This is a genomic window from Arthrobacter sp. sptzw32, from assembly GCF_059089735.1.
Genome location: NZ_JBNHEZ010000005.1, coordinates 245,045 through 268,474 on the forward strand (window position 1 = coordinate 245,045; position 23,430 = coordinate 268,474).

21 protein-coding genes and 2 pseudogenes are annotated in these 23,430 nt (G+C 65.5%); 10 read left to right on the plus strand and 13 right to left on the minus strand.

The window, feature by feature from the left end:
* Nucleotides 1–67: 67 nt before the first annotated feature.
* Nucleotides 68–1,105, minus strand: coding sequence for a universal stress protein (locus AC5RVN_RS11965; RefSeq protein ID WP_494138065.1), 1,038 nt, complete (start codon nucleotides 1,103–1,105; stop codon nucleotides 68–70).
* A 422-nt stretch (nucleotides 1,106–1,527) separates the two neighbouring features.
* Between AC5RVN_RS11965 and AC5RVN_RS11970 the strand changes: the two genes are divergently transcribed.
* Entirely contained in the window at nucleotides 1,528–2,154 is a 627-nt protein-coding gene (locus AC5RVN_RS11970) for an NAD(P)-binding protein (RefSeq protein ID WP_494138121.1), read from the plus strand.
* A gap of 6 nt (nucleotides 2,155–2,160) precedes the next feature.
* On the opposite strand, the gene AC5RVN_RS11975 is transcribed toward AC5RVN_RS11970, so the two are convergent.
* A complete protein-coding gene (locus AC5RVN_RS11975; RefSeq protein WP_494040582.1) occupies nucleotides 2,161–2,766 on the minus strand; it encodes a copper resistance CopC family protein in 606 nt (201 codons plus the stop codon).
* Between the two features lie 113 nt (nucleotides 2,767–2,879).
* Here AC5RVN_RS11975 and AC5RVN_RS11980 point away from each other — a divergent pair, with 113 nt between their 5' ends.
* On the plus strand, nucleotides 2,880–4,322 hold the full coding sequence (locus AC5RVN_RS11980) for an NCS2 family permease (RefSeq protein WP_494040581.1): 1,443 nt from the start codon (nucleotides 2,880–2,882) through the stop codon (nucleotides 4,320–4,322).
* Nucleotides 4,323–4,339: 17 nt separating this feature from the next.
* Here the strand turns inward: AC5RVN_RS11980 and AC5RVN_RS11985 are convergent, their stop codons facing one another.
* The gene (locus AC5RVN_RS11985) at nucleotides 4,340–5,644 is read right to left on the minus strand and encodes a cation:proton antiporter (RefSeq protein ID WP_494040580.1); all 1,305 of its coding nucleotides are present in this window, start codon (nucleotides 5,642–5,644) and stop codon (nucleotides 4,340–4,342) included.
* Between the two features lie 178 nt (nucleotides 5,645–5,822).
* On the opposite strand from AC5RVN_RS11985, the gene hutG reads away from it, so the two are divergent.
* Nucleotides 5,823–6,773 carry a formimidoylglutamase gene (gene hutG / locus AC5RVN_RS11990; RefSeq protein WP_494138066.1) on the plus strand — a complete coding sequence of 317 codons (951 nt, stop codon included), beginning with the start codon at nucleotides 5,823–5,825 and terminating at the stop codon, nucleotides 6,771–6,773.
* 36 nt (nucleotides 6,774–6,809) lie between these two features.
* On the opposite strand, the gene AC5RVN_RS11995 is transcribed toward hutG, so the two are convergent.
* Together AC5RVN_RS11995 and AC5RVN_RS12000 are read right to left on the minus strand one after the other, a co-directional pair.
* The gene (locus AC5RVN_RS11995; RefSeq protein ID WP_494138067.1) at nucleotides 6,810–7,478 is read right to left on the minus strand and encodes a response regulator; all 669 of its coding nucleotides are present in this window, start codon (nucleotides 7,476–7,478) and stop codon (nucleotides 6,810–6,812) included.
* Nucleotides 7,475–9,070: a sensor histidine kinase gene (locus AC5RVN_RS12000; RefSeq protein ID WP_494138122.1), complete on the minus strand. Its 1,596-nt coding sequence runs from the start codon at nucleotides 9,068–9,070 to the stop codon at nucleotides 7,475–7,477. The genes AC5RVN_RS11995 and AC5RVN_RS12000 overlap by 4 nt, the downstream gene beginning before the upstream one ends.
* Before the next feature lie 331 nt (nucleotides 9,071–9,401).
* On the opposite strand from AC5RVN_RS12000, the gene AC5RVN_RS12005 reads away from it, so the two are divergent.
* The 4 genes from AC5RVN_RS12005 (at nucleotide 9,402) to AC5RVN_RS12020 (ending at nucleotide 12,990) form a co-directional block, all read left to right on the plus strand.
* On the plus strand, nucleotides 9,402–10,412 hold the full coding sequence (locus tag AC5RVN_RS12005) for a Bug family tripartite tricarboxylate transporter substrate binding protein (protein ID WP_494138068.1): 1,011 nt from the start codon (nucleotides 9,402–9,404) through the stop codon (nucleotides 10,410–10,412).
* Nucleotides 10,409–10,912 carry a tripartite tricarboxylate transporter TctB family protein gene (locus AC5RVN_RS12010; RefSeq protein WP_494138069.1) on the plus strand — a complete coding sequence of 168 codons (504 nt, stop codon included), beginning with the start codon at nucleotides 10,409–10,411 and terminating at the stop codon, nucleotides 10,910–10,912. Before AC5RVN_RS12005 ends, AC5RVN_RS12010 begins: the two co-directional genes overlap by 4 nt.
* The gene (locus tag AC5RVN_RS12015) at nucleotides 10,912–12,531 is read left to right on the plus strand and encodes a tripartite tricarboxylate transporter permease (protein ID WP_494138070.1); all 1,620 of its coding nucleotides are present in this window, start codon (nucleotides 10,912–10,914) and stop codon (nucleotides 12,529–12,531) included. Before AC5RVN_RS12010 ends, AC5RVN_RS12015 begins: the two co-directional genes overlap by 1 nt.
* A gap of 66 nt (nucleotides 12,532–12,597) precedes the next feature.
* On the plus strand, nucleotides 12,598–12,990 hold the full coding sequence (locus AC5RVN_RS12020) for a universal stress protein (RefSeq protein WP_494040574.1): 393 nt from the start codon (nucleotides 12,598–12,600) through the stop codon (nucleotides 12,988–12,990).
* 11 nt (nucleotides 12,991–13,001) lie between these two features.
* On the opposite strand, the gene AC5RVN_RS12025 is transcribed toward AC5RVN_RS12020, so the two are convergent.
* The 6 genes from AC5RVN_RS12025 to AC5RVN_RS12050 form a co-directional block, all read right to left on the minus strand.
* On the minus strand, nucleotides 13,002–13,865 hold the full coding sequence (locus AC5RVN_RS12025; protein WP_494138071.1) for a fumarylacetoacetate hydrolase family protein: 864 nt from the start codon (nucleotides 13,863–13,865) through the stop codon (nucleotides 13,002–13,004).
* Between the two features lie 302 nt (nucleotides 13,866–14,167).
* Nucleotides 14,168–14,404, minus strand: a complete 237-nt coding sequence (locus AC5RVN_RS12030) for a hypothetical protein (RefSeq protein ID WP_494138072.1) — start codon at nucleotides 14,402–14,404, stop codon at nucleotides 14,168–14,170.
* 160 nt (nucleotides 14,405–14,564) lie between these two features.
* The gene (gene hutH, locus AC5RVN_RS12035; RefSeq protein WP_494138073.1) at nucleotides 14,565–16,157 is read right to left on the minus strand and encodes a histidine ammonia-lyase; all 1,593 of its coding nucleotides are present in this window, start codon (nucleotides 16,155–16,157) and stop codon (nucleotides 14,565–14,567) included.
* Nucleotides 16,158–16,160: 3 nt separating this feature from the next.
* The gene (hutU, locus tag AC5RVN_RS12040; protein ID WP_494138074.1) at nucleotides 16,161–17,858 is read right to left on the minus strand and encodes a urocanate hydratase; all 1,698 of its coding nucleotides are present in this window, start codon (nucleotides 17,856–17,858) and stop codon (nucleotides 16,161–16,163) included.
* 191 nt (nucleotides 17,859–18,049) lie between these two features.
* Nucleotides 18,050–18,883, minus strand: coding sequence for an IclR family transcriptional regulator (locus AC5RVN_RS12045; protein WP_494138075.1), 834 nt, complete (start codon nucleotides 18,881–18,883; stop codon nucleotides 18,050–18,052).
* A gap of 176 nt (nucleotides 18,884–19,059) precedes the next feature.
* Nucleotides 19,060–19,923, minus strand: a complete 864-nt coding sequence (locus AC5RVN_RS12050; RefSeq protein WP_494138076.1) for an NAD(P)-dependent alcohol dehydrogenase — start codon at nucleotides 19,921–19,923, stop codon at nucleotides 19,060–19,062.
* A 353-nt stretch (nucleotides 19,924–20,276) separates the two neighbouring features.
* Between AC5RVN_RS12050 and AC5RVN_RS12055 the strand changes: the two are divergent.
* Nucleotides 20,277–20,912: pseudogene (locus AC5RVN_RS12055) on the plus strand (LysE family translocator).
* A gap of 96 nt (nucleotides 20,913–21,008) precedes the next feature.
* Here AC5RVN_RS12055 and AC5RVN_RS12060 read toward each other — a convergent pair.
* Nucleotides 21,009–21,872, minus strand: a complete 864-nt coding sequence (locus tag AC5RVN_RS12060) for an SDR family oxidoreductase (protein ID WP_494106021.1) — start codon at nucleotides 21,870–21,872, stop codon at nucleotides 21,009–21,011.
* A gap of 90 nt (nucleotides 21,873–21,962) precedes the next feature.
* On the opposite strand from AC5RVN_RS12060, the pseudogene AC5RVN_RS12065 reads away from it, so the two are divergent.
* Nucleotides 21,963–22,082: pseudogene (locus AC5RVN_RS12065) on the plus strand (winged helix-turn-helix transcriptional regulator); the annotation flags it as partial.
* Between the two features lie 239 nt (nucleotides 22,083–22,321).
* Complete coding sequence (locus AC5RVN_RS12070) at nucleotides 22,322–22,585, plus strand: hypothetical protein (RefSeq protein WP_494040565.1); 264 nt, start codon at nucleotides 22,322–22,324, stop codon at nucleotides 22,583–22,585.
* A gap of 38 nt (nucleotides 22,586–22,623) precedes the next feature.
* Here the strand turns inward: AC5RVN_RS12070 and AC5RVN_RS12075 are convergent, their stop codons facing one another.
* A complete protein-coding gene (locus tag AC5RVN_RS12075; RefSeq protein WP_494138077.1) occupies nucleotides 22,624–23,373 on the minus strand; it encodes a 3-hydroxybutyrate dehydrogenase in 750 nt (249 codons plus the stop codon).
* Nucleotides 23,374–23,430 lie beyond the last annotated feature (57 nt).

Here is a 23,430-nt window from a genome sequence, read left to right on the forward strand (position 1 = left end):
GCGGAGCTTCCCCTGCTTCTCCTGGTGGGTAGGCGGCCACGGTGACGCTCCCTCCGTGATGTTGTGATCAGGCTGCGCCGAGGATGGGCCCGAACCGGGCGCGGTCCGCCAGGCGCGGGTCCTCACGGTCAGGGACCACCATGACGGGGCCCTTGGCGTGATGGAGGACCCCGTCGGAAGTGGACCCCAGGAGCATACCGGTGAAGCCGCCGCGGCCGCGGGTTCCCACGACCACCAGTTCCACGTGCCGGCTTGCTTCGACCAGCACGTCCACCGGCGAGCCGTCCAGCAGTTCGGATTCCGCCGACAGGTTGGGATAGTGGCTCCGCAACCAGGCCATGCCTGCCTCCAGGGTCAGCTGAATATCGGCGAACAGTGCCTTGCGGTCCATTGGGGCGGGAACCCAGGCCAGTGAGCCGCTGTACTGCGGAACCGCGCAGACCACCCGGAGCGATGCACCCAGCCGTAGAGCCTGGTCCGCGGCTTCGAGCACAGCAACCCGCGCCTGTTCGGAGCCGTCAACACCCACCACCACCACATTTTCCACGCGCTGGTGCCCGGCTTTGGCCTGCTCGGCCCTGACCCGGCGGTCCTCGGTGGTTTCGCCCAGCCGGTCCGCGCAGACCAGGGGCACGGTGACTGTAGGGCATTTCGCGTGTGCCGGCAGGGCGCTGCTCACTGAACCAAGGAGTCTTCCGACGAAGCCGCCACGGCCGCGTGTTCCGAAGACCAGGAGTTCCGCTGTCTGGGACATTTCCAGGAGCACGCCGGACGCGTCGCCGTTCTCCACCGAAGCGCTGACGTCAATGTCGTAGCCGGCGACCTTGTCCAGTGCCTGCCTGACCACAGCTTCGGCGCCCTCGCGGATCACTGAGTCATCTACTGTGGCGTATCCGCCGTCCAGGCCGGACGCCGCGAAGATCGGTACCGAGTAGGCGGTAACGATGTGCAATGGACGACGGCGGCGCTGGGCTTCCCTGGCAGCCCAGACCAAGGCGCACTGGCCGTGGTCCGACCCGTCAACGCCAACAACGATCCCGTCGGGAGCGGCATGCGAGCCGCCGTTGTCCCGCGCCGGGTCCGGATGCAACTCCTGTGCGCCCATAGGGCCGCCTCCTTGCGATACTGCCTGATGTTGCGGCTATTCTGCCAGAAGCGGGGCCGTTCCCTGTGCACCCGTACCGCAGCCGCAGCTGCCCGGGAGGACCTGCTTCCATTTCTCACTATTCTCCGTCCGCCGTTGCTTAGCAAGCCTGTTCAGAGCCGCAACCGGAACTTATCCACAGGCTCGTCGCAGGGCTCAGGAAAGCGTGTTCACCTGCAGTGGAATCTTTTCGGATTGGGCTATCCAGCGCTGCAAATGTTCTGTAGTCTTCAGGACATTGTTGGTCCGGGACGCCTACTGCCTCTTCCTGTCAGAGCTGCCCGGCAATGCACTGCGGCCGGACTTTGGGGGTAACGGAACGCGCGCGGGCGAGGACGCCCGCACCCGCCGAAGCTTCGAAGGAGGAAACTGTAGTGTCAAGCATGCCTGGGAATGCCGGGACCGAGCAGACCACCACTGTGATTATTGGCACCGGCCTGTCCGGCCTGGCAGTGGCTGCCGAGCTGTGCCGCCGCGGGGTTGATTCCATAGTGGTGGACGGACTGGACATCCTGGGGGCCGCCCAGCCGGCCAACACAGCTTCGCTGCAGCGCTGCGACGCGGCTGATTCGGCAACCCTTCGGGAGCGGAACGAGATCCTCCGTCACCTGCGCAACTACGCCGCCAGCCACGATGTGGATGTCCGCAACAGCACACGCGCCGTTCAACTGACCATGGTGGACGGCAAGTCCGGAGGCGCGGCTGTCCCGCAGTGGGAGGTGCATACGCCCACGGGCATTTTGGTGGCAGACCACATTGTGCTCACACGCTGCGCCCACAGCCAGCTGCGGCGGATGATCAACGACTTCGGCATCTCTGTGGGCCGCAACCTCGTCTCTGCCATGCGGGCTATCGGCATCTACCTGGTGGGCGTGGGAGAACTGATCACACCGTCTCCCAAAGAGGCCCTGCGCCAGGCGAAAACCGTGGGCCTGGCCATCTCCGCGAAGGTCAACCCTGCGGCCGGCGCTCCCCCGCACACCGGAAGCCTGGCGATCCTGCCCTGCTAGCGCCCGTCAGCTCTCGTGGTCGGCGCCCGCGGCGAGCCGTCGGCGGGCAAGGATGGCCAGGGCGGCAAGCAGACCTGCTGCTGCTGCAGCGAAAATAACGATGCTCCACTGGAACGGCTCGCCTTGGCCGGCAGTCTCCGGCGCGGCTGTCACTCCCGGCTGGGCCGTTCCCATCCCGGGAACGGCCGCTCCCGCCGTCGAACCCTCTGACGCTGCAGCACCTTCCGCTGCTGCCGAAGCCGTGAAGGTGAACGTCCCTTCGATGGGGTGCGAGTCGGAGCTGACCACCCGCCACGTGACGGTGTACTGCCCGGCCGGGCCGCCCGCCTTCAGCTTCTGGCTGGCCACATTGTCCACAATGTCCACCGGCCCGTCCGCCCACTCCGCGCCGGAGGCATCCTTGACGGAAAAGGATGAGCCGATGCCCAACGGGTTGTTGTTGAAGGCCACCGACACCTGTTCCGGCGGCACCGCTACCGAAGCGCCGTCGGCGGGGGTGCTGGATTCAGCGGCGTCATGTGCCGCGGCGGGCCCGGCCACGCCGAGGACAGCGGAAGCAAAAACGAAGGACCCGAGGACAAAGCTCAGTAACTGGCGGCGGATGGAACGCATGCTTGGACTGCTCCCTCTGTGTTGGCTTCCTAACAGACTAGGCGAAATTGTCGGGGACCCTGCCGGAGCCCCCATAGGATTCAGGTATCCCCAAAGACTCCCCCGGAGGACTAATGCTTAAGCAAGGCTCTGCCCTGGACCGGTATTTTATGATCACCGAGCGCGGCTCCAACCTTTCCCGCGAGATCCGCGGCGGCTTCGCCACCTTCTTCGCCATGAGCTACATCGTGGTGCTGAACCCCCTGATCCTTTCCGTTCCGGACTCCAGCGGCAACACCCTCGGGTTCCCGGCAGTCGCCGCGGTCACGGCCTTTGTTGCCGGCATCCTCACCATCCTGATGGGAGCCTGGGCCAGGCATCCGTTCGCGCTGGCCACCGGGCTGGGCGTCAACGCATTCGTGGCGGTCACCGTAGCCACCAGCCCGGGCCTCACCTGGCCGGACATGATGGGCCTGGTGGTCCTGTCCGGCGTCACGATGCTGATCCTGGTGCTCACAGGCTTCCGGACAGCGGTGTTCAAGGCCGTACCTGAGGGGCTTAAGACGGCTATCGTGGTGGGCATCGGGCTGTTCATCGCCTTGATTGGCCTGGTCAATGCGGGCTTTGTCCGCCGCATCCCGGACGTGGCAGGCACCACAGTGCCGGTTGGGCTTGGCTTTGAGGGCAAGCTGCTGGGCTGGCCCACCGCGGTATTTGTTCTTGGCCTGGTCCTGACCATCGCCCTGGTGGTGCGCAAGGTCAAGGGTGCCATCCTGATCGGCATCATTACGTCCACCGTTATTGCCGTGATCCTGGAAATGACACTGCACATCGGCCCCAGTGTCCAGCCGGGCAAACCCTTCAACCCTCAGGGCTGGTCCCTGGTGGCTCCGACGTTCTCCGAATGGGCTGCCCCCGATCTGTCCCTGATCGGCAAGGCCAACCCGTTCGGCGCCTTCGAACACCTGGGCTTTGTGGCCGCCACGCTGCTGGCCTTCGTCATCCTGCTGAGCATCTTCTTCGACGCCATGGGCACCATGGTGGGCCTGGCGAATGAGGCCGGCACGGTGGACGAGCACGGCAATATTCCTGACGTCGACAGGGTCCTGCAGGTGGATGCGCTCGGCGCGATCGCCGGCGGAGGGGCTTCCGTGTCCTCCAACCAGATTTACGTGGAGGCCGGTGCCGGCATCGGTGAGGGCGCCCGCACCGGCGTCGCCTCGATCGTCACCGGTCTGCTGTTCCTGGTGGCCATGTTCTTCACCCCGCTGATCAACCTGGTTCCCTTCGAGGCTGTGGCCCCAGCCCTGGTGGTGGTGGGCTTCATGATGGTCTCCCAGGTGGGCAAGATCGACTGGCAGGACTGGGGCATCGCGATTCCGGCCTTCCTGACCTTCACGCTGATGCCGTTCACCTACTCCATCGCCAACGGCCTCGGGGCCGGCTTCATCGCATTCGTCCTGATCCGCACCGTCCAGGGCCGGATCCGGGAAATCCACCCGCTGATGTGGGCAGTGGCCGGGGCGTTCCTGCTGTTCTTCGCCATTGGCCCCATTGAGGCCGCCATCGGCATGTAGCAGGGAACAAGCTCCTGCTACACCGGAGTGTTGGGAGCCAACCCTTCATCACCGGATACCGCACGGGCCTTCTTCTCGCGGAGCTTGTCCAGCCGGTTCATCAGCGGAGAGGTGGTGGCGCCATGGATCACAATGGACAGCGCCACCACCAGGCCTACAAAAGCCCACAGCCATTCCGCCTGGTCCGCGAAGTTGCCCTTGCCCAGTGCGTAGGAGAGGTAGTAGAGCGAGCCGATCCCGCGGATCCCGAAGAACGAGAGGGCAATCCGCTCACGGGGCCCGGTTTTGCCGCCCGCCAGCCCCAGCCAGCCTGCCAGCGGCCGGACCACCAGCAGGAATGCCAAGGCAACAAGCACCTCCGCCCAGCCGATGCCTTCGAGCAGCCCACGGGCAATCGCACCGCCCAGCAGGACCAGGATCACCACCGTCAGGAGCCGTTCCAACTGCTCCACGTAGGAGTGCAGCACCCGGTGGTAGCCGTGGGTACGTTCAGCGCCGCGGATGGTGACAGCGCAGACAAACACAGCGATAAACCCGTAGCCCTCGATCATCTCGGTCAGGCCGTAGGTGAGGAACGTGGCCGCGAGCGCAACAAAGCCTTCGGAGTGGTTGGAGAGCCGCAGGCTTTCGGCGCGTGCAGAGAAGAAGATCCGGGCCAGCACCTTGCCGCTAAGGAATCCCAGGATGAGCCCTATGGCGAGCCGCCACAGCACGTCCACCCCGAACCATTCCGGAAACCAGGCTGACGGGGATGACCCGACGACGCTGATGGCAATGGCGAGGTAGACGAACGGGAAGGCCAGTCCGTCGTTCAGGCCGGCTTCGGAGGTGAGGCCAAACCGCACCTCGTCCTCCTTGTTGGTGCCGTCGTCGTGGTCTGCCGGCTCGCCCACCTGCACCTCGGACGCCAGTACAGGGTCCGTGGGTGCGAGGCTTGAGGCCACCAGCAGGGCGGCGGCCAGGCCAAGGCCGAGGAACCACAGCCCCAGCAGGGTGAGCACGATGATGCACAGGGGCATGGCGATTCCCAGCAGCCGCCAGGTGGTGGACCAGCGTTTCCGCCCCACCGGCCGGTCAAGCGCCAGCCCCGCGCCCATCAGGGAGATGATCACGCAGACTTCCGCGAGGTGCAGCACGAAGTCGCCGTGCACTATCGGGTCCGGGTCGGGGAGGGTGGGGATCAGGGCGAACGCCCCCATCCCTGCGCCGAGGAAGACCATGGGCATGGAAAAGGGCATATCGCGCAGCAGCTTGGGGAGAACCGCGGCGGTAAACACCGCAAGGCCCGCGGCCGCAAACAGGATATTAGGGGCTTCAAACACGTTGCTGTTCTCCGGCCTGGATCGGTGCGCCCTGCTGGCGCGGCAATGGCATGTCAGTCCCCGGAAGGGATTGCTCCACCATATCCCTTCGGATTCGGCGGAACCGGATTCTTGGATTCCGGACAGCGCGACGGCGGAGTTGCTGGTTTTCGCCGGCGGCATACGGTGAGCTTGGAGCATGCCTGCCTTCCTCCCTGCCGTCGACGTCCCGCCGAAGCCCTGGAAGGGGAGGTTCGATGGCGACGGCGCCGAGCACCGCCGCTGGTGGCAGGCGGTCACACCATACGACAACGGCAATGCAACAGCGGCAGGAGCTAAGCCTGCCGTCCTGCTCGGGTTTTGCAGTGACGAGGGCGTGCGGCGGAACAAGGGCCGGCCGGGTGCGGCCGCCGCGCCTGCAGCACTGCGCGCCGCCCTCGCACCGCTGGCGTTCCACCTGGACCGACCCGTTTCGGACGCCGGCGATGTGGTGGCCGGCACCGGCCTCGAGGCGGGCCAGGAGCGCACCGGCCAAGCAGTGACGGCGATCCTCGACGCCGGGCACCTTCCCGTAGTGTTGGGCGGCGGCCACGAAACCGCCTACGCAAGCTACCTGGGGGTGGCCGGATCGGCCGCTGTCCAAGGCGGCCAGCGGCTGGGAGTCCTGAACCTGGACGCGCACTTCGACCTGCGTGATGAAACCGAAGCCAGCTCCGGCACGCCGTTCCTCCAGATGGCACGCGCGGAAGCCGCCGCCGGCCGCGACTTCAGGTACGCCGTCGTCGGCATTTCCGAACCCAACAACACACGGGCCCTTTTCGACACTGCCGGGAAGCTGGTCGTCCGCTACCTGCTGGACGAGGACTGCTCTGCAGAACGCGTCCGGAACTTTGTGGATGCCTTCATCGCGGAGATTGACGTCCTGTATCTGACCATCGACCTTGACGTGCTGCCGGCGGCCGTTGCCCCCGGCGTCAGCGCACCTGCCGCCTACGGCGTCCCGCTGCAGGTCATCAGCGCGGTGTGCCGCCAGGTGGCGCGGTCCGGGAAGCTGCTGCACCTGGACGTGGCAGAGCTGAACCCCGGGTTTGATATCGACGGCAGAACCGCAAAGGTCGCCGCCCGCCTGATCAACACGCTCCTGCACTGATCGCTTTGCCGCGGTTCACTGGTTTATCAGCGCGGTCTACTGGCCCTTGAGGACGTAGCGCCGTTCCGGGCGGCCCACTCCGTACTTGAGCCGGACTTCCAGCGCCCCTTCGTCATACAGGTATTCAAGGTACCGCCGGGCACTGACCCGGGACGTTCCCAGCTGTTCCGCCACTTCAGCCGCGGACAGGTCGCCTTCGGCCGCGTTAAGGGTTGCTTCCACGAGCTTGAGGGTTTCGACGCTGCAGCCTTTCGGAAGCGGCCGGTCCGTCCGGTCAAGGCCGAACACCCGGTTCACGTCCGACTGCTCGGCCACGTCTTTGGCGGAATCCAGGCCCTGGTACGCGCTTCGGTAGTGCTCCAGGCGTTCCTGCAGGTCGGACTGCGAAAACGGCTTAATGAGGTAGTGCACAATCCCCCCGCGCAGGGCTTTGCGCACGGTTTCCACTTCGCGGGCCGCGCTGATCACCAGCACGTCCAACTCCGGGGCAACGTCCCGCAGCCGGTGCATGAGGTCCAGCCCGTTGATGTCCGGCAGGTGGATGTCCAGCAACACCAGGTCGGGCCGCAGCCGCCCGGTTTCCACCACGGCCTGGGCGCCGGTATGGGCCACTCCCACCACCACGAACCCGGGAGTGCGCTGGATAAACCCGGCGTGGACCTTGGCCACCATAAAGTCGTCGTCGACGATCAGCACCTTGATCACTGTGTTCTACCTCTTTTGAGCTGGGCTGTACTTCGTGTGAACCGTGCGGTGAAGACTGCCCCGTTGTCGTTGGCTACCGTCAGGTCGCCGCCGGAGCGCCGGCAGACCACCCGTGAGAGGGCGAGGCCGAAGCCGCGGCCGTCGGTTGGCGCCGCTTCCTTGGTGGTAAACCCTTGCCGGAAGATATCGTCCAAAGCTTCGGCGGGAACGCCCGCGCCGTTGTCCCGGACAGTCACGGTAACGATGCCGGCAGCGTCCTCCACGAGCACCCGGACAGCGGCGCCCGGAAGTCCGGTGACGGCGTCGAACGCGTTATCCACCAGGTTACCCACCACCGTGGTGAGGTCCCGCGACAGGTCGTCGCTTACCGGTCCCAGGGCGGACTCGGGATCGAGCTGCAGTGCCACTCCCCGTTCCGTGGCAAGGCTGGACTTGGCGATCAGCAGTGCGGCGAGCGCAGGGTCGTGGATACGGCTGGTCACTTCATCGTTGAGCCTGGTGCGGTCCACGGTGGCGCCGTTGACGAACTGCACCACGGAGTCGTATTCGCCAATCTGGATCAGGCCGGAGATGACGTGCAGCTGGTTGGCGAACTCATGGGCCTGCGCCCGCAGGGTGTCGGTGGCGGTCCGGGTGGCGCCCAGTTCGCGTTCCAGGGAGGACAGCTCGGTCCGGTCCCTCAGTGTGGTGACGGAGCCGATGTCGCGGCCCCGCGAGCGGATGGGGACGCGGTTCGCCACCACCAGGCGCTCCCCCACCAGCACCAGCTGGTCCGGGTCCTGCTGCTCGCGGGTCAGCACCGCCTTCAGTGCGGGGTCCAGGGGGAGGGAGGCCAGCTTCCTGCCGACGCAATCCGGCGGCAGTCCCAGCAGTGTCCGGGCGCTGTCATTGGCCACCGTGATGCGTTCGTGGGGATCAAGGGCCACCACGCCTTCCTTCAGCCCGTGCAGCATGGCTTCACGGTTTTCCACCAGCCCGGTTATTTCGCTGGGCTCCATGCCGAGGGTCTGCCGTTTGACGCGCCGGGACAGCAGCAGGGATCCCGCCACGCCCAGGACGCTTGCGACGCCCAGATAGGTCAGGAGGTTGGGCACGGCATCCCCCAGCCGCTCCAAAGTAGAGGGGTAGTCGCGGCTGACAGAGGCGATGCCGATCATTTTTCCGGCGTCATCGAGTACGGGCACGTGGGCGGACAGGACGGCATTGCCGCTTTCACCCACGACGCCGGTCCAGGCCCTTCCTTCCATCACCCTGCTGGCGCCCAGTTCCAGGGGCTTTCCCAGCAGGCCCGGATCGGAGGCGGCAACCACGGTGAGGTCTGTCTTTGCGAGCGTCACGTGGGACGAGCCCGAAACGGTCCGTACGGATTCGGCCACTGCAGGAAGGGCAGCACCAATCCTGGGTTCTGCATCCGGCAGCAAAGCCCGTACGGCCGGGTTGTTTCCCAAGGCCTCTGCGGCAGACAGGGCCCGGCGTCCCTCTGTGCGCTCGAACGCGGCAGCAGACTGGGCAAGGGAAATGGCCACCACGGCCACCAAAACGGCCAGGACGATCAGCAACTGCAGCACAAGGTACTGCCCGGCAAGGGACATTCCTCTTCGACGAGTCACTGCTGGGGTTCCTTTGTGGTTGTTCTGCGTGCCCGCTGGCGATGGTGCGCAGGAGCTCGCCACCCGTCCCCTCCCGGCGTATCGGAACTATACCGCAGGGCATGCGTGAACCAGCCAAGGCCGCCGCCGAGCCAGTCCTTGAACCTTTGCTTTCACAGGCAGTGTGGGACCCCGGAAACGTGAACGCAATGAACTTAACTTTCTCTGCGTACATAAGAGTGACCGGCATCACGGCCGAACCTAGCATCAAAGGACAAGATCAGCTTTCCCTGATCATCCTGTACCGAATTGCATTACTGAGAAGAGGAACACCATGCGCCAGATCCGCGCATTGCGAGTCGCCGCCGTCGCCGCCGGCATCGCCCTGATGGCCACCGGCTGCGGTGCCACCGGCAAGAGCTCCACCGGTTCGGAAACCTCCGGCGCTGCCGCCGGGCCCATCACCGGACTGCAGATCATGGTCCCCAACACCCCGGGCGGCGGCTACGACACCACTGCCCGTGCAGCCGCAAAGGTCCTCGAGGACGAGAAGATCACCAGCAACACCGAGGTCTTCAACCTGGCCGGCGCCGGCGGCACCGTGGGCCTGGCCCGCGTGGTCAACGAAAAAGGCAACGGCGACCTCGCCATGCTCATGGGCCTGGGCGTCGTGGGTGCGAGCTACACCAACAAGTCCGAGTCGAAGCTGACCGAAACCACCCCGCTGGCCCGCCTGATCGAAGAGCCGGGCGCCATCATGGTCGGTAAGGATTCCCCCTACAAGACCATCGACGACCTGGTGAAGGCCTGGAAGGCTGACCCCGCTTCCATCTCCGTGGGCGGCGGCTCATCCCCCGGCGGCCCCGACCATCTCCTGCCCATGCAGCTTGCGGGCGCAGTTGGCATCGACGCCACCAAGGTCAACTTCGTTTCGTACGACGGCGGCGGCGACCTCCTCCCTGCGATCCTCGGCAACAAGATCGGCTTCGCAGCCTCCGGTGCAGGCGAGTTCCTGCAGCAGATCCAGTCCGGCGAGGTCCGCGTCCTGGCCACCAGCGGCGAAGAGCGCCTGGAAGGTGTGGACGCCCCCACGCTGAAGGAATCCAACATCGACCTGGTGTTCACCAACTGGCGCGGCATTGTGGCCCCTCCGGGCATCAGCGACGAGGACAAGGCTTCCATGATCGCCGCCCTTGAGAAGATGCACGCAAGCGAAGGCTGGAAGGAAGCGCTGAAGACCCACAGCTGGTCTGACGCCTTCATCACCGGCAACGAGTTCGAGACGTTCCTCACCGAGCAGGACAAGCGGGTGGCGGACGTCCTCACCAAGCTTGGGTTGGCGTGAGCTCCCTGACCACAGGCCTTAAGGGCCGCGCCGAGCTGGGGGTTGCACTCCTGCTCGGCGCGGCCGGCGTCATGGTCTTCATGGACGCCAACGGCCTGGTTACCCCGTACTCCCAATCGGACCCGGTGGGCCCCAAGACGGTTCCGTACATCGTGGCCGGACTGCTGGTGGTTTGCGCGGTCCTTCTGGCCATCAACGTGATCCGGGGCGGCCAGGGCGAGGCGGAAGGCGGCGAGGACGTTGACCTCACGCATCCCGCTGACTGGAAAACCATCCTGCCCCTGGCAGGCGCGTTCATCCTTAACATCCTGCTGATTGACTGGGCAGGGTGGGTGATCTCCGGCACGGTCCTGTTCTGGGGCAGCGTCCTGGCACTGGGCAGCCGCCGCTATGTCCGGGACGGGCTCATCTCCGTCGCCCTTTCCCTGCTGACCTTCTACGGCTTCTACCTCGGCCTCGGCATCGCCCTGCCTGCCGGACTCCTGGAAGGAATCCTGTAATGGATGTCTGGTCCTCACTGATGGACGGTTTCGCCACCGCCCTCACCCCCATGAACTTCCTGTACGCCGTGATCGGCGTACTTCTGGGCACCGCCGTCGGCGTCCTTCCGGGCCTGGGCCCGGCCATGACCGTGGCCCTGCTCCTTCCGGTCACCTACGCGCTGGAGCCCACCAGCGCCTTCATCATGTTCGCCGGCATCTACTACGGCGGCATGTACGGCGGCTCCACCACCTCCATCCTCCTGAACACTCCTGGTGAATCGTCGTCCGTGGTGACAGCCATCGAGGGCAACAAGATGGCCAAGGCCGGGCGGGCTGCACAGGCGCTTGCGACGGCGGCCATCGGCTCGTTTATTGCCGGCACCATCGGCACCGCCCTCCTCGCCGTCTGCGCACCCATCGTGGTGGAGTTTGCCGTCAGCCTTGGCGCTCCGAGCTACTTCGCCATCATGGTCCTGGCCCTGCTGGCCGTCACCGCTGTTTTGGGCTCGTCCCGGCTTCGCGGGTTCGCCTCGCTGGGCCTCGGCCTGGCCATCGGCCTGGTAGGCATGGACTCCGTCACGGGCCAGCGTCGCCTGACCTTCGGCCAGCCGCTGCTCGCGGACGGCCTGGACATCGTGGTGGTGGCCGTGGCCATCTTCGCAGTGGGCGAAGCCCTCTGGGTGGCCGCACACCTTCGCCGTACCCCGCTGCACGTTATTCCCGTTGGCCGGCCGTGGATGGGCAAGAAGGACTGGAGCCGCTCCTGGAAGCCATGGTTGCGCGGCACGGCTTTCGGCTTCCCGTTCGGCGCCCTGCCTGCCGGCGGCGCTGAAATCCCGACGTTCCTTTCCTATGTCACCGAGAAGCGCCTCAGCAAGCACCCGGAGGAGTTCGGCAAGGGCGCCATTGAAGGTGTGGCAGGTCCGGAAGCTGCCAATAACGCTGCCGCCGCCGGCACCCTGACCCCCATGCTGGCACTCGGCCTGCCCACCAACGCCACGGCCGCCGTCATGCTGGCTGCCTTCACCTCCTACGGCATCCAGCCGGGCCCCCAGCTGTTTTCCAGCCAAGGACCCCTGGTGTGGGCGCTGATCGCCAGTTTGTTCATCGGCAACCTGCTGCTCCTGCTGATCAACCTGCCGCTGGCTCCGCTGTGGGCGAAGCTCCTGCAGCTGCCCCGGCCGTACCTGTACGCGGGCATCCTCTTTTTCGCCACGCTGGGCGCCTACTCGGTGAACCTGCAGGCGTTCGATCTGGTGATCCTGCTGGTCCTGGGCGCGCTGGGTTTCATGATGCGCCGCTTCGGGCTGCCTGTGCTGCCGCTCATCCTTGGCGTGATCCTGGGTCCGCGCATCGAAGGCCAGCTCCGCAAGACCCTGCAGCTCAGCGCCGGCGATCCGGCCGGACTCTTCACCGAGCCGATCGCCGTCGTGATTTACGTCATCGTGGGGCTCATCCTGCTGTGGCCGCTGCTCTTCAAGCTGGTGCGCCGCAACCGCCCGTCCCGGAACACCCTGGTCACGGCCAACACCGGGGCAACCGTGCCCCGGGAGGTCGGCGGCAGCGTCAGTCACGGCTCCCACCGGGCAGACAGTGGAAACACCGGCGGCGGCGCGGGCGGGGACGGCGACGGTTAGTAAACTGCCGCAACCTTCCGGCCCAGCACGCCAATCAACAACAACCAGCCGCAACAAGGAGACACCATGACGATCGTGGTGGGATACGTCCCAACCCCCGAGGGCGAAGCAGCCCTCAGCCAGGCCATCACCGAGGCCAGGAAGAGCAACACCACCCTCCTGGTCATCAACTCGTCCAAGGGCGACGCGCTGGTGGACAACCGCTACGCCCAGGAACCGGAAATCCAAAGCATCGAGGACCGGCTGGCCACCCAGGGCATCCAGCACGTCATCAAGCAGCCGGTCCGTGGCCATGATGCCGCCGCGGAGGTCCTGGACGCCGCGGAAGAGCACAACGCCGAACTCATCGTGATCGGGCTCCGCCGCCGCACGCCGGTGGGCAAGCTCATTATGGGCAGTGTGTCGCAGCGGATCCTGCTTGAGGCGGATTGCCCGGTCCTGGCGGTAAAGGCCGGCTAACTGAATTGCCGTCAGGCGCGGAAAAGTTCCTGGCGCTGGCGGCCCAGCCCTTCGACTTCGACTTCCACCACGTCGCCTGGTTGGAGGTACGGAAAGCGGCCGCTGAGCGCCACACCCTCTGGAGTCCCGGTGAGAATCACATCACCGGGCTCCAGCCGCATGTACTGGCTGCAGTGGTGGATCAGGGTGGGCGCGTCAAAGATAAGCCCGGACGTCTTTGAGTCCTGGCGCGGCTCGCCATTGACCCAGCTGCGGAGCGGCAGGTTTCCGGCGTCCACGTCCGCCGCAGGAACAAGCCACGGGCCCAAAGGGGTCGAGCCCGGCAGGGACTTGCCTTTGGTCCACTGGCCGGCCGCCCCCGGGATCTGGTAGTCCCGCTCAGAGAAGTCATTCGCGGTGACGTAGCCGGCGATGCACTCCTCCGCCTCCTCAACTGATACGAGGTAGCTGGCTTCCCTGCCGATCACGATGCCCAATTCCACTTCCCAGTCATACTTGCTGGAGTACGGCGGAACCGGGGCCGGGTCGTAGGCTCCTGCCACGGTGTTTGTCGGCTTGAGGAACACGACGGGAATCTCGGGAGGGGCGGAACCTGATTCCGCCGCGTGGGCGGCGTAATTCATGCCGATGCCCACTACTGCTCCCGGCCGGGCCAGCGGAGAACCGACGCGGAGGGAGGCTGCTTCCGCCAGGACAGGCAGCATACCTGCTTCGAGTGCCTCCCGGACTTTGTCCAGCCCTCCCGCTGCCAGGAAGTCACCGTCCACATCCCGTGTGAGGGGCAGCAGGCTGAAGTACTGTTCGCCGCCGTTTTCGGCCGGCCCCAGGACGGCGGGCTGTTCCTTGCCGTTGTCCCCCAGGCGCATGATCTTCATAACGGATCTCCTTCTTGCAAGCCCAAATTTTTGATGGATTGCCACCATCGTGGCGGAGTGGGCAAGGTTTTCGCCACCAGACCGTTTGTGACTGTGCTGCCCGCTTGGTTCACGTTCCCTTGACCCGGCTCTGGCCCGGACGCTACACAGTAGCCCTGGATGAGTCAGTGCCGTCCGGCGAGACCTACGAGGCCATCGCCGCCTGACCGCTTGCGACGGATGCCTCTCCGCGCACAAACAGAAGTCCCCGCCCCTGCATCAAGCAGTGGCGGGGACTTTTGCTTTGCGTTTACTAAGCGGTGTCAGCCGCGGCGCACCTGCACGCCGTCAGACTTCAAAAAGAGCTCTTTCTCGGTAGGACCAGCCGGCACGAGCCACAGGACGTTTCCGCTCTGGGACACTTCCTCCACCTCCCCGGTGGCCACCACATGCGCCTGCTTGATGATCTCGACGCGTTCCCCGGCCTGAAGAGTCCTCCAGTCCGGAACCGCGGCGGAATGGGCACTTCGCCTCGATAAGACTGCCCCACGTGCTTTCATTTGAACTTCTACCCCTTTGTATATGTTCTGCGCCACAGCCTCTTCGATGTGACTTTCACTACACCTTCAGTTCTACTACACTCCCCGTCCGCCTGATGACCATGTGCTTGAGAATTTCACCAGGCGGACGGTTTATGCGCTTTTCCTGAAGATTCTTCCCTCAGGCAAGGGCGCCGACGGCGGATTCGGCCGCTTTGCGCACCTTACCTTCCTTAACCAGCTGGTCGGCCGCTTCCAGCTCCGGGGACAGGAAACGGTCCGTTCCCGGCCCCGCCACCACGTCGCGGAGCGCAGCCACGACGGCTGCACCCGCCGGTCCCGGAGTCAGGACCCCACCGGAGAGCTGCGTGCGGATGTCCAGGGCGCGGGCCGACGTCACCAGTTCGATGGCCAGCACCCGCCGCAGGTTCTCCACTGCTTTTCGCAGCTTCCGCGCCGCGTGCCAGCCCATCGAGACGTGGTCTTCCTGCATCGCCGAACTCGGGATCGAGTCCACGGAGGCGGGAACTGCCAGCCGCTTATTGTCCGACACCAGCCCGGCCTGGGTGTACTGGGCGATCATCAGCCCGGAGTCCACACCTGGGTCAGCTGCGAGGAAGGCAGGCAGGCCGTGGGAACGGGCCGGATCAAGCATCCTGTCCGTACGCCGCTCGGCGATGGAACTCAGGTCCGCGACCGCGATGGCCAGGAAGTCCAGGACATACGCAACGGGGGCGCCGTGGAAGTTGCCGTTCGAGCTGACCCGGCCGTCAGGCAGGACCACGGGGTTGTCGATCGCTGCGGCGAGCTCGCGGGAAGCCACCAGCTCCGCGTGGTCCAGGGTGTCCCGGACGGCACCGGCCACCTGGGGGGCGCAGCGGAGCGAGTACGCGTCCTGCACGCGCGAGTCCCCCACCTTGTGGGACGCCACGATCGGCGAATCCGACAGCACCCGCAGCATGTTGTCGGCGCTTGCCGCTTGCCCCGGGTGTGGCCGCAGCGCAGCATGGAGCTCGGGCAGGAAAACCTGGTCGGTGCCCAGCATGGCCTCGACGCTCATCCCAGCGGTGATGTCCGCCGTCGTCAACAGCTGGCGAAGGTCCGCGATGGCCATCAGGAGCATGCCGAGCATGCCCTCGGTGCCATTGACCAGGGCGAGGCCTTCCTTCTCGGCGAGGGTGACCGGCTCGATTCCGTGCCGGGCCAGGAGTTCCGCGACGGCGGGGCGGCCGGCCGTGCCGTACAGCTCGCCGTCAGGCCCTTCCGCTTCACCCTCGCCCATCAGGACCAGGGCGCAGTGGGACAGCGGCGCGAGGTCGCCCGAGCAGCCCAGCGAACCGAACTCGCGGACCAGCGGCGTGATACCGGCGTTGAGCACGTCCACCATGGTCTGCAGGACCACGGGCCGGACTCCCGTGCGGCCCGATGCGAGGGTCTTGGCGCGAAGGAACATGATGCCGCGCACCACTTCCCGTTCCACGGCGGGGCCCATGCCGGCGGCGTGGCTGCGGATCAGGCTCTTCTGAAGCTGCGTGCGCAGTTCATTGGGAATGTGGCGGTTGGCCAGGGCGCCGAAGCCGGTGGAAATCCCGTACGCCGGGACGTCGCTGGCGGCCAGGTCATCGATGTGGGCACGCACCTTGGCTACCGTTTCAAGGGCTTCCGGGGAAATGTCCACCTTGGCGTTGTGGCGCGCGACGGCGACGACGTCCTCCGGGGTGGCGCCGCTGGAGCCGAGGGTGACGGTCAGCGGTTCATGGGTAATCGTTGTCATGTCTTACTTGCTCTCATTCATGGGGATGCGGACGCCGCGTTCCTTGGCGACGTCGAGGGCCCGCTCGTAACCGGCGTCGGCGTGGCGGATGACGCCCATGCCGGGGTCGTTGGTGAGGAGGCGCTCGAGCTTTTGGGCGGCGAGGTCGGTGCCGTCCGCGACGGCGACCTGGCCGGCGTGGATGGACCGGCCGATACCCACGCCGCCGCCATGGTGCAGCGATACCCAGGTGGCGCCGGAGGCGGTATTGAGCAGGGCGTTCAGCAGTGGCCAGTCCGCTATGGCATCCGAGCCATCCGCCATGGCTTCTGTTTCACGGTACGGGGAGGCTACTGAGCCTGAGTCGAGGTGGTCGCGGCCGATCACGATGGGCGCCTTGACCTTGCCGTCCCTGACGAGCTGGTTGAACAGCAGGCCGGCTTTGTGTCGCTCGCCGTAGCCGAGCCAGCAAATGCGCGCGGGCAGGCCCTCGAACTCCACCCGCTCCTGGGCGGCGTCGATCCAGCGGTGCAGGTGCTTGTTCTCCGGGAAGAGTTCTTTGATGGCTTCGTCGGTGACGCGGATGTCCTCAGGGTCACCGGAGAGGGCCACCCAGCGGAACGGGCCCAGGCCCTCGCAGAACAGGGGACGGATGTAGGCCGGGACGAAGCCGGGGAATTCGAAGGCCCGGGTGTAACCGCCCTTGCGGGCCTCGTCGCGGATGGAGTTGCCGTAGTCGAAGACCTCGGCGCCGGCGTCCTGGAATTCCACCATGGCTTGGACGTGCTTGGCCATTGAGGCCTGGGCCCTCTTGGTGAAACCTTCAGGATCGGCTTCGGCCTCGCGGTGCCACTCGTCCACGGTGATGCCCTCGGGCAGGTAGGAAAGAGGATCATGGGCGGAAGTCTGGTCCGTAACGATGTCCACTGTGAGCTCCCCGGCTTTGTGGCGGCGCAGGATTTCCGCGAACACTTCGGCGGCGTTGCCCACGTAGCCTACGGACCAGCCGCGGCGCTCTTCCTTGGCTTTGAGCACCTTCGCGATGGCGGCGTCGAGGTCGGTTTCAACTTCGTCGAGGTAGCGCTTGCCGGCCCGGCGGCGCAGGCGGGTTTCGTCGACGTCGACAATCAGGCATGCGCCGTCGTTCAGGGTGACTGCGAGCGGCTGGGCGCCGCCCATGCCACCGCAGCCGCCGGTGAGGGTGAGGGTGCCGGCGAGGGTTCCGTTGTCGTCGCCGGTGAGCTTCCGGGCGATGGCAGCGAAGGTTTCGAAGGTGCCCTGCAGGATGCCCTGCGTGCCGATGTAAATCCAGGACCCTGCCGTCATCTGGCCGTACATCATCAGGCCTTCGGCTTCGAGCCGGCGGAATTCCGGCCAGGTGGCCCAATCACCTACGAGGTTGGAGTTTGCCAGCAGGACCCTCGGCGCCCACTCGTTGGTGCGGAATACACCCACCGGCTTTCCGGACTGGACCAGGAGGGTTTCGTCCTTTTCCATGGCTTCGAGGGTGCGGGTGATGGCGTCGAATGCTGCCCAGGAGCGGACGGCCCGGCCCGTGCCGCCGTAGACCACCAGGTCATCCGGGCGCTCGGCGACCTCCGGGTCCAGGTTGTTCATGAGCATGCGCAGCGGGGCTTCCGTCTGCCAGGACTTCGCGGTGAGCTCGGTGCCGCGGGCTGCTTTGACCGGGCGGGCACCGGTGGTGAAATCGGCGGGTGCCATAATGGCTCCTTTTCATTTTCCGAGGTGTGGGCTTGTTCTGTATCAATCAAAGCCCTTTGCGGATGGGCTTTGCAGAGGTTTAAGGAGGGCGCTGTCCGGTATTTCAGACGCTTGCGGCGACTCGTTCCGCCGGCAGTCCTGATTCCTGAAAACCCTTTTGGGAGAGTTGAGTGTCAGGGCAAAGGGGGTGGCTAGTTTCCGAGGCGTCCGTGCAGCCGGACGGACAACTCGTCGGCTGCCTTCTGGACGCGGCTGGCCAGTACCGGCCAATCCTGGGCGGGCACCTTGTCCTCGAGGAACGTAACGGCGACGGCCGCCGTCGGCCATCCCGTGTGGTCTGTTACCGCGGCGGCGATGGAGCCAAAGCCCGGGGTGACCTCGCCGTGCTCTGTGGCGTAGCCGCGCTGCCTTACCTGGTCGAGGTGGGAGGACAGCGCAGAGTACTTCATGATGGCGCCTTCCACCTCATGCCGGGCGGTGAAGGCGGCGGCATTAGGGTAAAGCGCGCGCACCTGCGACTTGGGCAGGGCCGCGAGGATTGCCCGCCCGCTCGCGGTGAGGTGGCTGGGGAGCCGGACGCCGACGTCGGTCACCAGGGATGGGCGGTTTTTGGCCCGCTCCTCCACGATGTACAGCACGTCCCGCCCGTGCAGCACAGCGAGGTGCGCGCTCTCCCCGAGCGCATCCACGAGCGATGCAAGGAGCGGCCGGCCGAGCCGGGAGAGCGGCTCCTGCCGGGAGTACGCCGAACTGAGCTCGAAGGCGCTGATGCCAAGTCCGTACCGCTGCTCCTCGTGGAGGTGCAAAACGAATCCGTTGGCCTCCATCACGCCCAGCAGGTGGTAGACACTGGACCGGGGCAGGCCCAGCGTGGAGGCAATTTGCGACGCCGCCATCGGACCCCGCCTGGAAGCCAGCAGTTTGAGGATGCGCAGGGTATTTTCGGCAGCGGGCACCTTCGACGCCACCTTCGGGGTGCTTCTTAGTGTGCTTCCGACCCCCGCCTGTGCCTCAGTTGCTAACACCGGCCCTCCTTCTTTCCGTACTCTTAAGCCCGACCAGTCCGGGATACCGTACTTAAGCTTGCACCCTTACCGGTGGCACTTTCCGAGCCGGTGTCCTTCCAGTGTCTGGCATTGCAGACACCCGCGGTGGAGACCCGTGGCCAGCGTGGCGGAGCCCGCCACCGCCCTGCGGTCCCTTAGATCCGGACCACTACTACCTTGCCGCGCGCCTGCCCGCCGCGGAGGTATGTGATGGCGGCCGGTGCTTCAGCCAGGGAAAAGACCCTGTCCAGGGCGGGCCTAAGACTGCCGGCTTCAAACAGAACCGCCAGTGCCTCGAAGTCCAAATGCGTTTCCTTCGCGACCAGCGCCTTAAATTTCTGCCCCGAGAACAACGAGGCAAACGGTGCGCCCAATGACCGTTCGAACCCGCCGGTCAGTTTGCCGCCTCCTTCGCCGCCGATAAGAACAAGGGTGCCCTTTGGTGTGAGCAGGCGCCAAAAAGCGGACAGCGGCCGGTTGCCGGCGGTGTCCAGGATGACGTCAAACCGCATTCCGGAGCCCGCAATATCGGACCTGGTGTAGTCGATGACTGCATCCGCACCGAGGTCCACCTTGCCGGTACTGCAGACTCCCGTGACCTGCGCGCCAAAGGCCTTGGCCAATTGAACGGCAAAGGTACCCACTCCCCCGCCCGCTCCGATGATCAGCACCTTCTGGCCCACCGTCATCCCGGCCGCGTCCCGCACAGCCTGGAGTGCAGTGACGGCGGAAACAGGTGAAGCGGCCGCTTCCTCGAACGAAAGATTGGCAGGCTTCCGCGCCAGTTTGTCCTCCTTGGCGCAGACGTACTCTGCAAAGGACCCGTCACAGGTGCCGAAGACCTTATCACCAGCAGCAAAACGTGTTACTCCACCACCCACGGACTCCACCACGCCAGCAACTTCCCGGCCCCGCACAGAAACTTTAGGCTTCTTCAGTCCGTAACCAAACAGCCGGAGCAGGTACGGCAGGCCGGTCATCAGGTGCCACACCCCCTGGTCGACGCCTGCCGCCCGCACGCGGATTTATACCTCATTTTTGCGCGGTGCCGGCACCGCTGTATCCCGCAGCTTGAGCACCTTTGCCGGCCCATAGACGTCCTGCACGATCGCTCTCATTCGATCTCCTTGGGCTGCTGGTACGTGTGGTCCTCAAGCAGTTTTCCCGACGGCACTGGCGGCCTATCAGGACCCTTCAAAGTAAGGAACAACCGGACATCGAGTCAAGGACGGCGGACGACGGCGGGCTGGCCTTTCGGAAAAAGAGGTCGCCGCTGCCGGTGGCCACCGCAGCCCGCTTCGCGCAACAGGGAAGGAGCGCGTGGGAATCAGGACCGGGGTCAAAACGGGCCGCGCCGGAGTTAGGATCAGGCATGGTCCCGACCTCCAAGCTGGCGGCGTTTTCCCTTGCGGCCGTGATCCTCATAGCCGTGCCGGGGCCAAGCGTATAGTTCGTGGTCGGCAGGTCCCTGGCGCTCGGCTGGAAGGGTGGCGTCCTTTCCGTCCTGGGCAACGCGGCCGGGCAATTGCTGCAGGTGGCAGCGGTGGCGTTGGGGGTGGGCGCCGTTGTTGCCCAATCCGTGGCCCTCTTCACGGCGGTTAAGCTGGCCGGCGCCGCCTACCTGATCTACTTGGGCATCAAAACCATCCGGCAGCGGCGTAACCACCAGCTCCCCCAGCCTCGGCCGGCGTCCTCCCCACCGCTGCGCCTGATTGCAGAGGGCCTGATGGTTGGTGTCACCAATCCGAAGTCAGTGGTGTTCTTTGTGGCCGTCCTGCCGCAGTTTGTGGATTACCCCTCAGGCGCCATTCCGCTCCAACTGGCGATGTTGGGTGCGGTCTTCCTGCTGATCGCGCTGGTTTCGGACAGCATTTGGGCCATAGCTGCCGGTTGGGCGCGCGAGTGGTTTGCACGGTCGCCGGGCCGGATTTCAGCCATGGAAGCAACAGGCGGGGCGCTGATGATCGGCCTTGGCAGTACTGTGGCGCTCACCGGCACGGGATCCTAGCTGCCCGGCGGAGGTGCCGGGCAGCCAGGCTTGAACTCGGATGGTAGTCCGGCGCCGCAGGTACTATCCCGAAACACCGCTGCCCGATAACAACTGCTACACAGCAGCAGCAGCTGAACGGACCGCTTCTGCCAGCGAAGTGGCAGGTCGTCCGATCAGCTTGCGCAGGTCGCCGGAGCTTACCAGGAGGTCGCCGCGGGCAATCCCGAGGTCGGAGTCCGCGAGGGTTTCCGCGAAAGCCTCCGGTACGCCAACGTCCGCCAGCATTTCGGCGTATTCCTGCGCCGGGAGGTCCTGGTAGGAGATGTGCTTGCCGGCCGCGGCGCTGATCTCGGCCGCAAACTCAGCCATGGTGAACGGTTCATCGCCGCCCAGCTCATAAATCCTGCCTGCCTGGCGTTCTGCCACCAGCACTGCCGCCGCCGCATGCGCATAATCCGCCCGGGACGCTGCACTGACCCGCCCCTCCCCGGCACTTCCGGCGATGGCACCCTGTGCGAGGGTGCCGGGCAGCTGGTCGGTGTAGTTTTCGAGGTACCAGCCGTTACGGAGAAGGACGAAAGGAACGCCCGAGGCCCTGAGGATAGCCTCCGTGGCCTGGTGCTCGGCGGCCAGCTTCATCCCGGTGGTATCCGCGTTGGCGATGCTTGTATAGGCGACCAAGTCCACACCCGCCGCCTTCGCCGCCTCAATGACGGTACGGTGCTGCTGCACCCGCTGGCCAACTTCATTGCCCGAAATGAGGAGCACCTTGGCGGCGCCCTTCAAGGCCTCGGCTACGGAGGCTGCATCGGCGTAGTCCATGCTTTTGACCTGTACGCCGCGCGCCGCCAGGTCTGCGATCTTTTCGACGGACCGGCCCGCGGCAACAATGTCCTGCGCGGGAACGTTGCGCTCCAGCAGGGCCTCAACCACATGGCGGCCCAGCTGGCCTGTTGCTCCGGTAATAACGATGCTCATGATTTCCTTCCAGTCGGTGTCTGTCAGGAAGCACAACTGCGGCGATTCCCGCTTACTTCCCAAAAGGAAGTACGCACTTTCAACTAAGATATTCCGCCGCGGGTCGACTACAGCCTTACGAAGCACGGGTACGAACTGGCGGCACTCCTGGTTCCGCTCGTGGCGTGGGTGTTCGAAAACGCCGATGACATCGTAACCGGCAAGCGGTGAACAGCACCCGGAGTGCACCGTGAGGCTGGTTCAAGCAGCCCTTCCAAGTACCGGGAATAAACGAGTATAGGCGCTCCCGAAACATGAGTACCTGTTACTGGTGTGACTGCTGGGAATACTGCGTACCGTAAGCGTAAGGTGCCAACCGGGATTGGAGGGCCGCCCTCACGCTGGGAGCGTTCCGGTTAACCTGCACCGCCAGGCAGCGGCTGAACGCCGCGGGCAAGGAGTTGGTACGCATGGTGAAAGCTATTGTTCAGGACCTTTCCAGCATGGGCCGGCCCGTGAGCCTGAGCTCAATGGCCGCTCGCGTATGGAGCCGGGCACGGAGTACCTTCACCCCGCAGTCCCCGTACAGGATTGGCGACGCCGTGGTGGGCGACGATCCTTTCAAAGGCCGGCGCGAGGGCGTGGTGGTATTCCTGCAGGGAACATCGGCGGGTGTGGACACGGCCCAAGGGGTCTTCTTCTACGACCACCGGCAGCTCAGGAAGCTGGACTAGCCGCCACTGCGGCCAGTCCCGCCCGGATTATTATTGGGCTAACGGGCTGACCAGCCGCCGTCCATGGTGTAACTGGCGCCAGTCACCATGCCGGCACGGTCCGAGGCCAGCCAGCCGACCAGCGACGCAACCTCCTCGGGCTCCACGAGACGTTTGATCGCCGATTCCGTAAGCATCACCTTGGCCAGGACCTCGGATTCGGGGATGCCGTGCACCTGTGCCTGGTCCGCCAGCTGCTTTTCCACCAGGGGTGTGCGCACATACCCCGGATTGATGCAGTTGGATGTGACCCCGTGGTCACCGCCTTCGAGTGCCGTGACCTTGCTTAGCCCTTCCAGGCCGTGTTTCGCGGAGACATAGGCGCTCTTGAACGGCGAGGCCCGGATCCCGTGCACGGAGGAAAGGTTGATGATGCGGCCGAACCCGTTGTTGTACATATGGGGCAAGGCAGCCCGGATCAGCAGGAACGGCGCCTCCAGCATGAGGGCGAGGATCCGGCGGAATTCCACAGGATCAAGATCTTCGATGGGGCTGATGCGCTGGATTCCCGCGTTATTAACCAGGATGTCGCAGTCCAGGGTCAGGGTGGCAAGCGAGTCCACGTCCAACAGGTCCACGGTCCAGGCGGTTCCGCCCACCTCGTCGGCGAGCGCGGCGGCGCCGGCGGAGTCGACGTCGGCCACCACCACCTTCGCTCCGTGGGCAGCCAGCTCACGGACGCAGGCTGCGCCGATCCCGCTGGCGCCGCCGGTTACCAGGGCCCTGCGTCCGTTCAAAGAATTTTCCATAGCATCCCCTTTGGTGTTTCCGGTGTACTGCCCAGCGTGCGAACAGCCCAGCCGGCG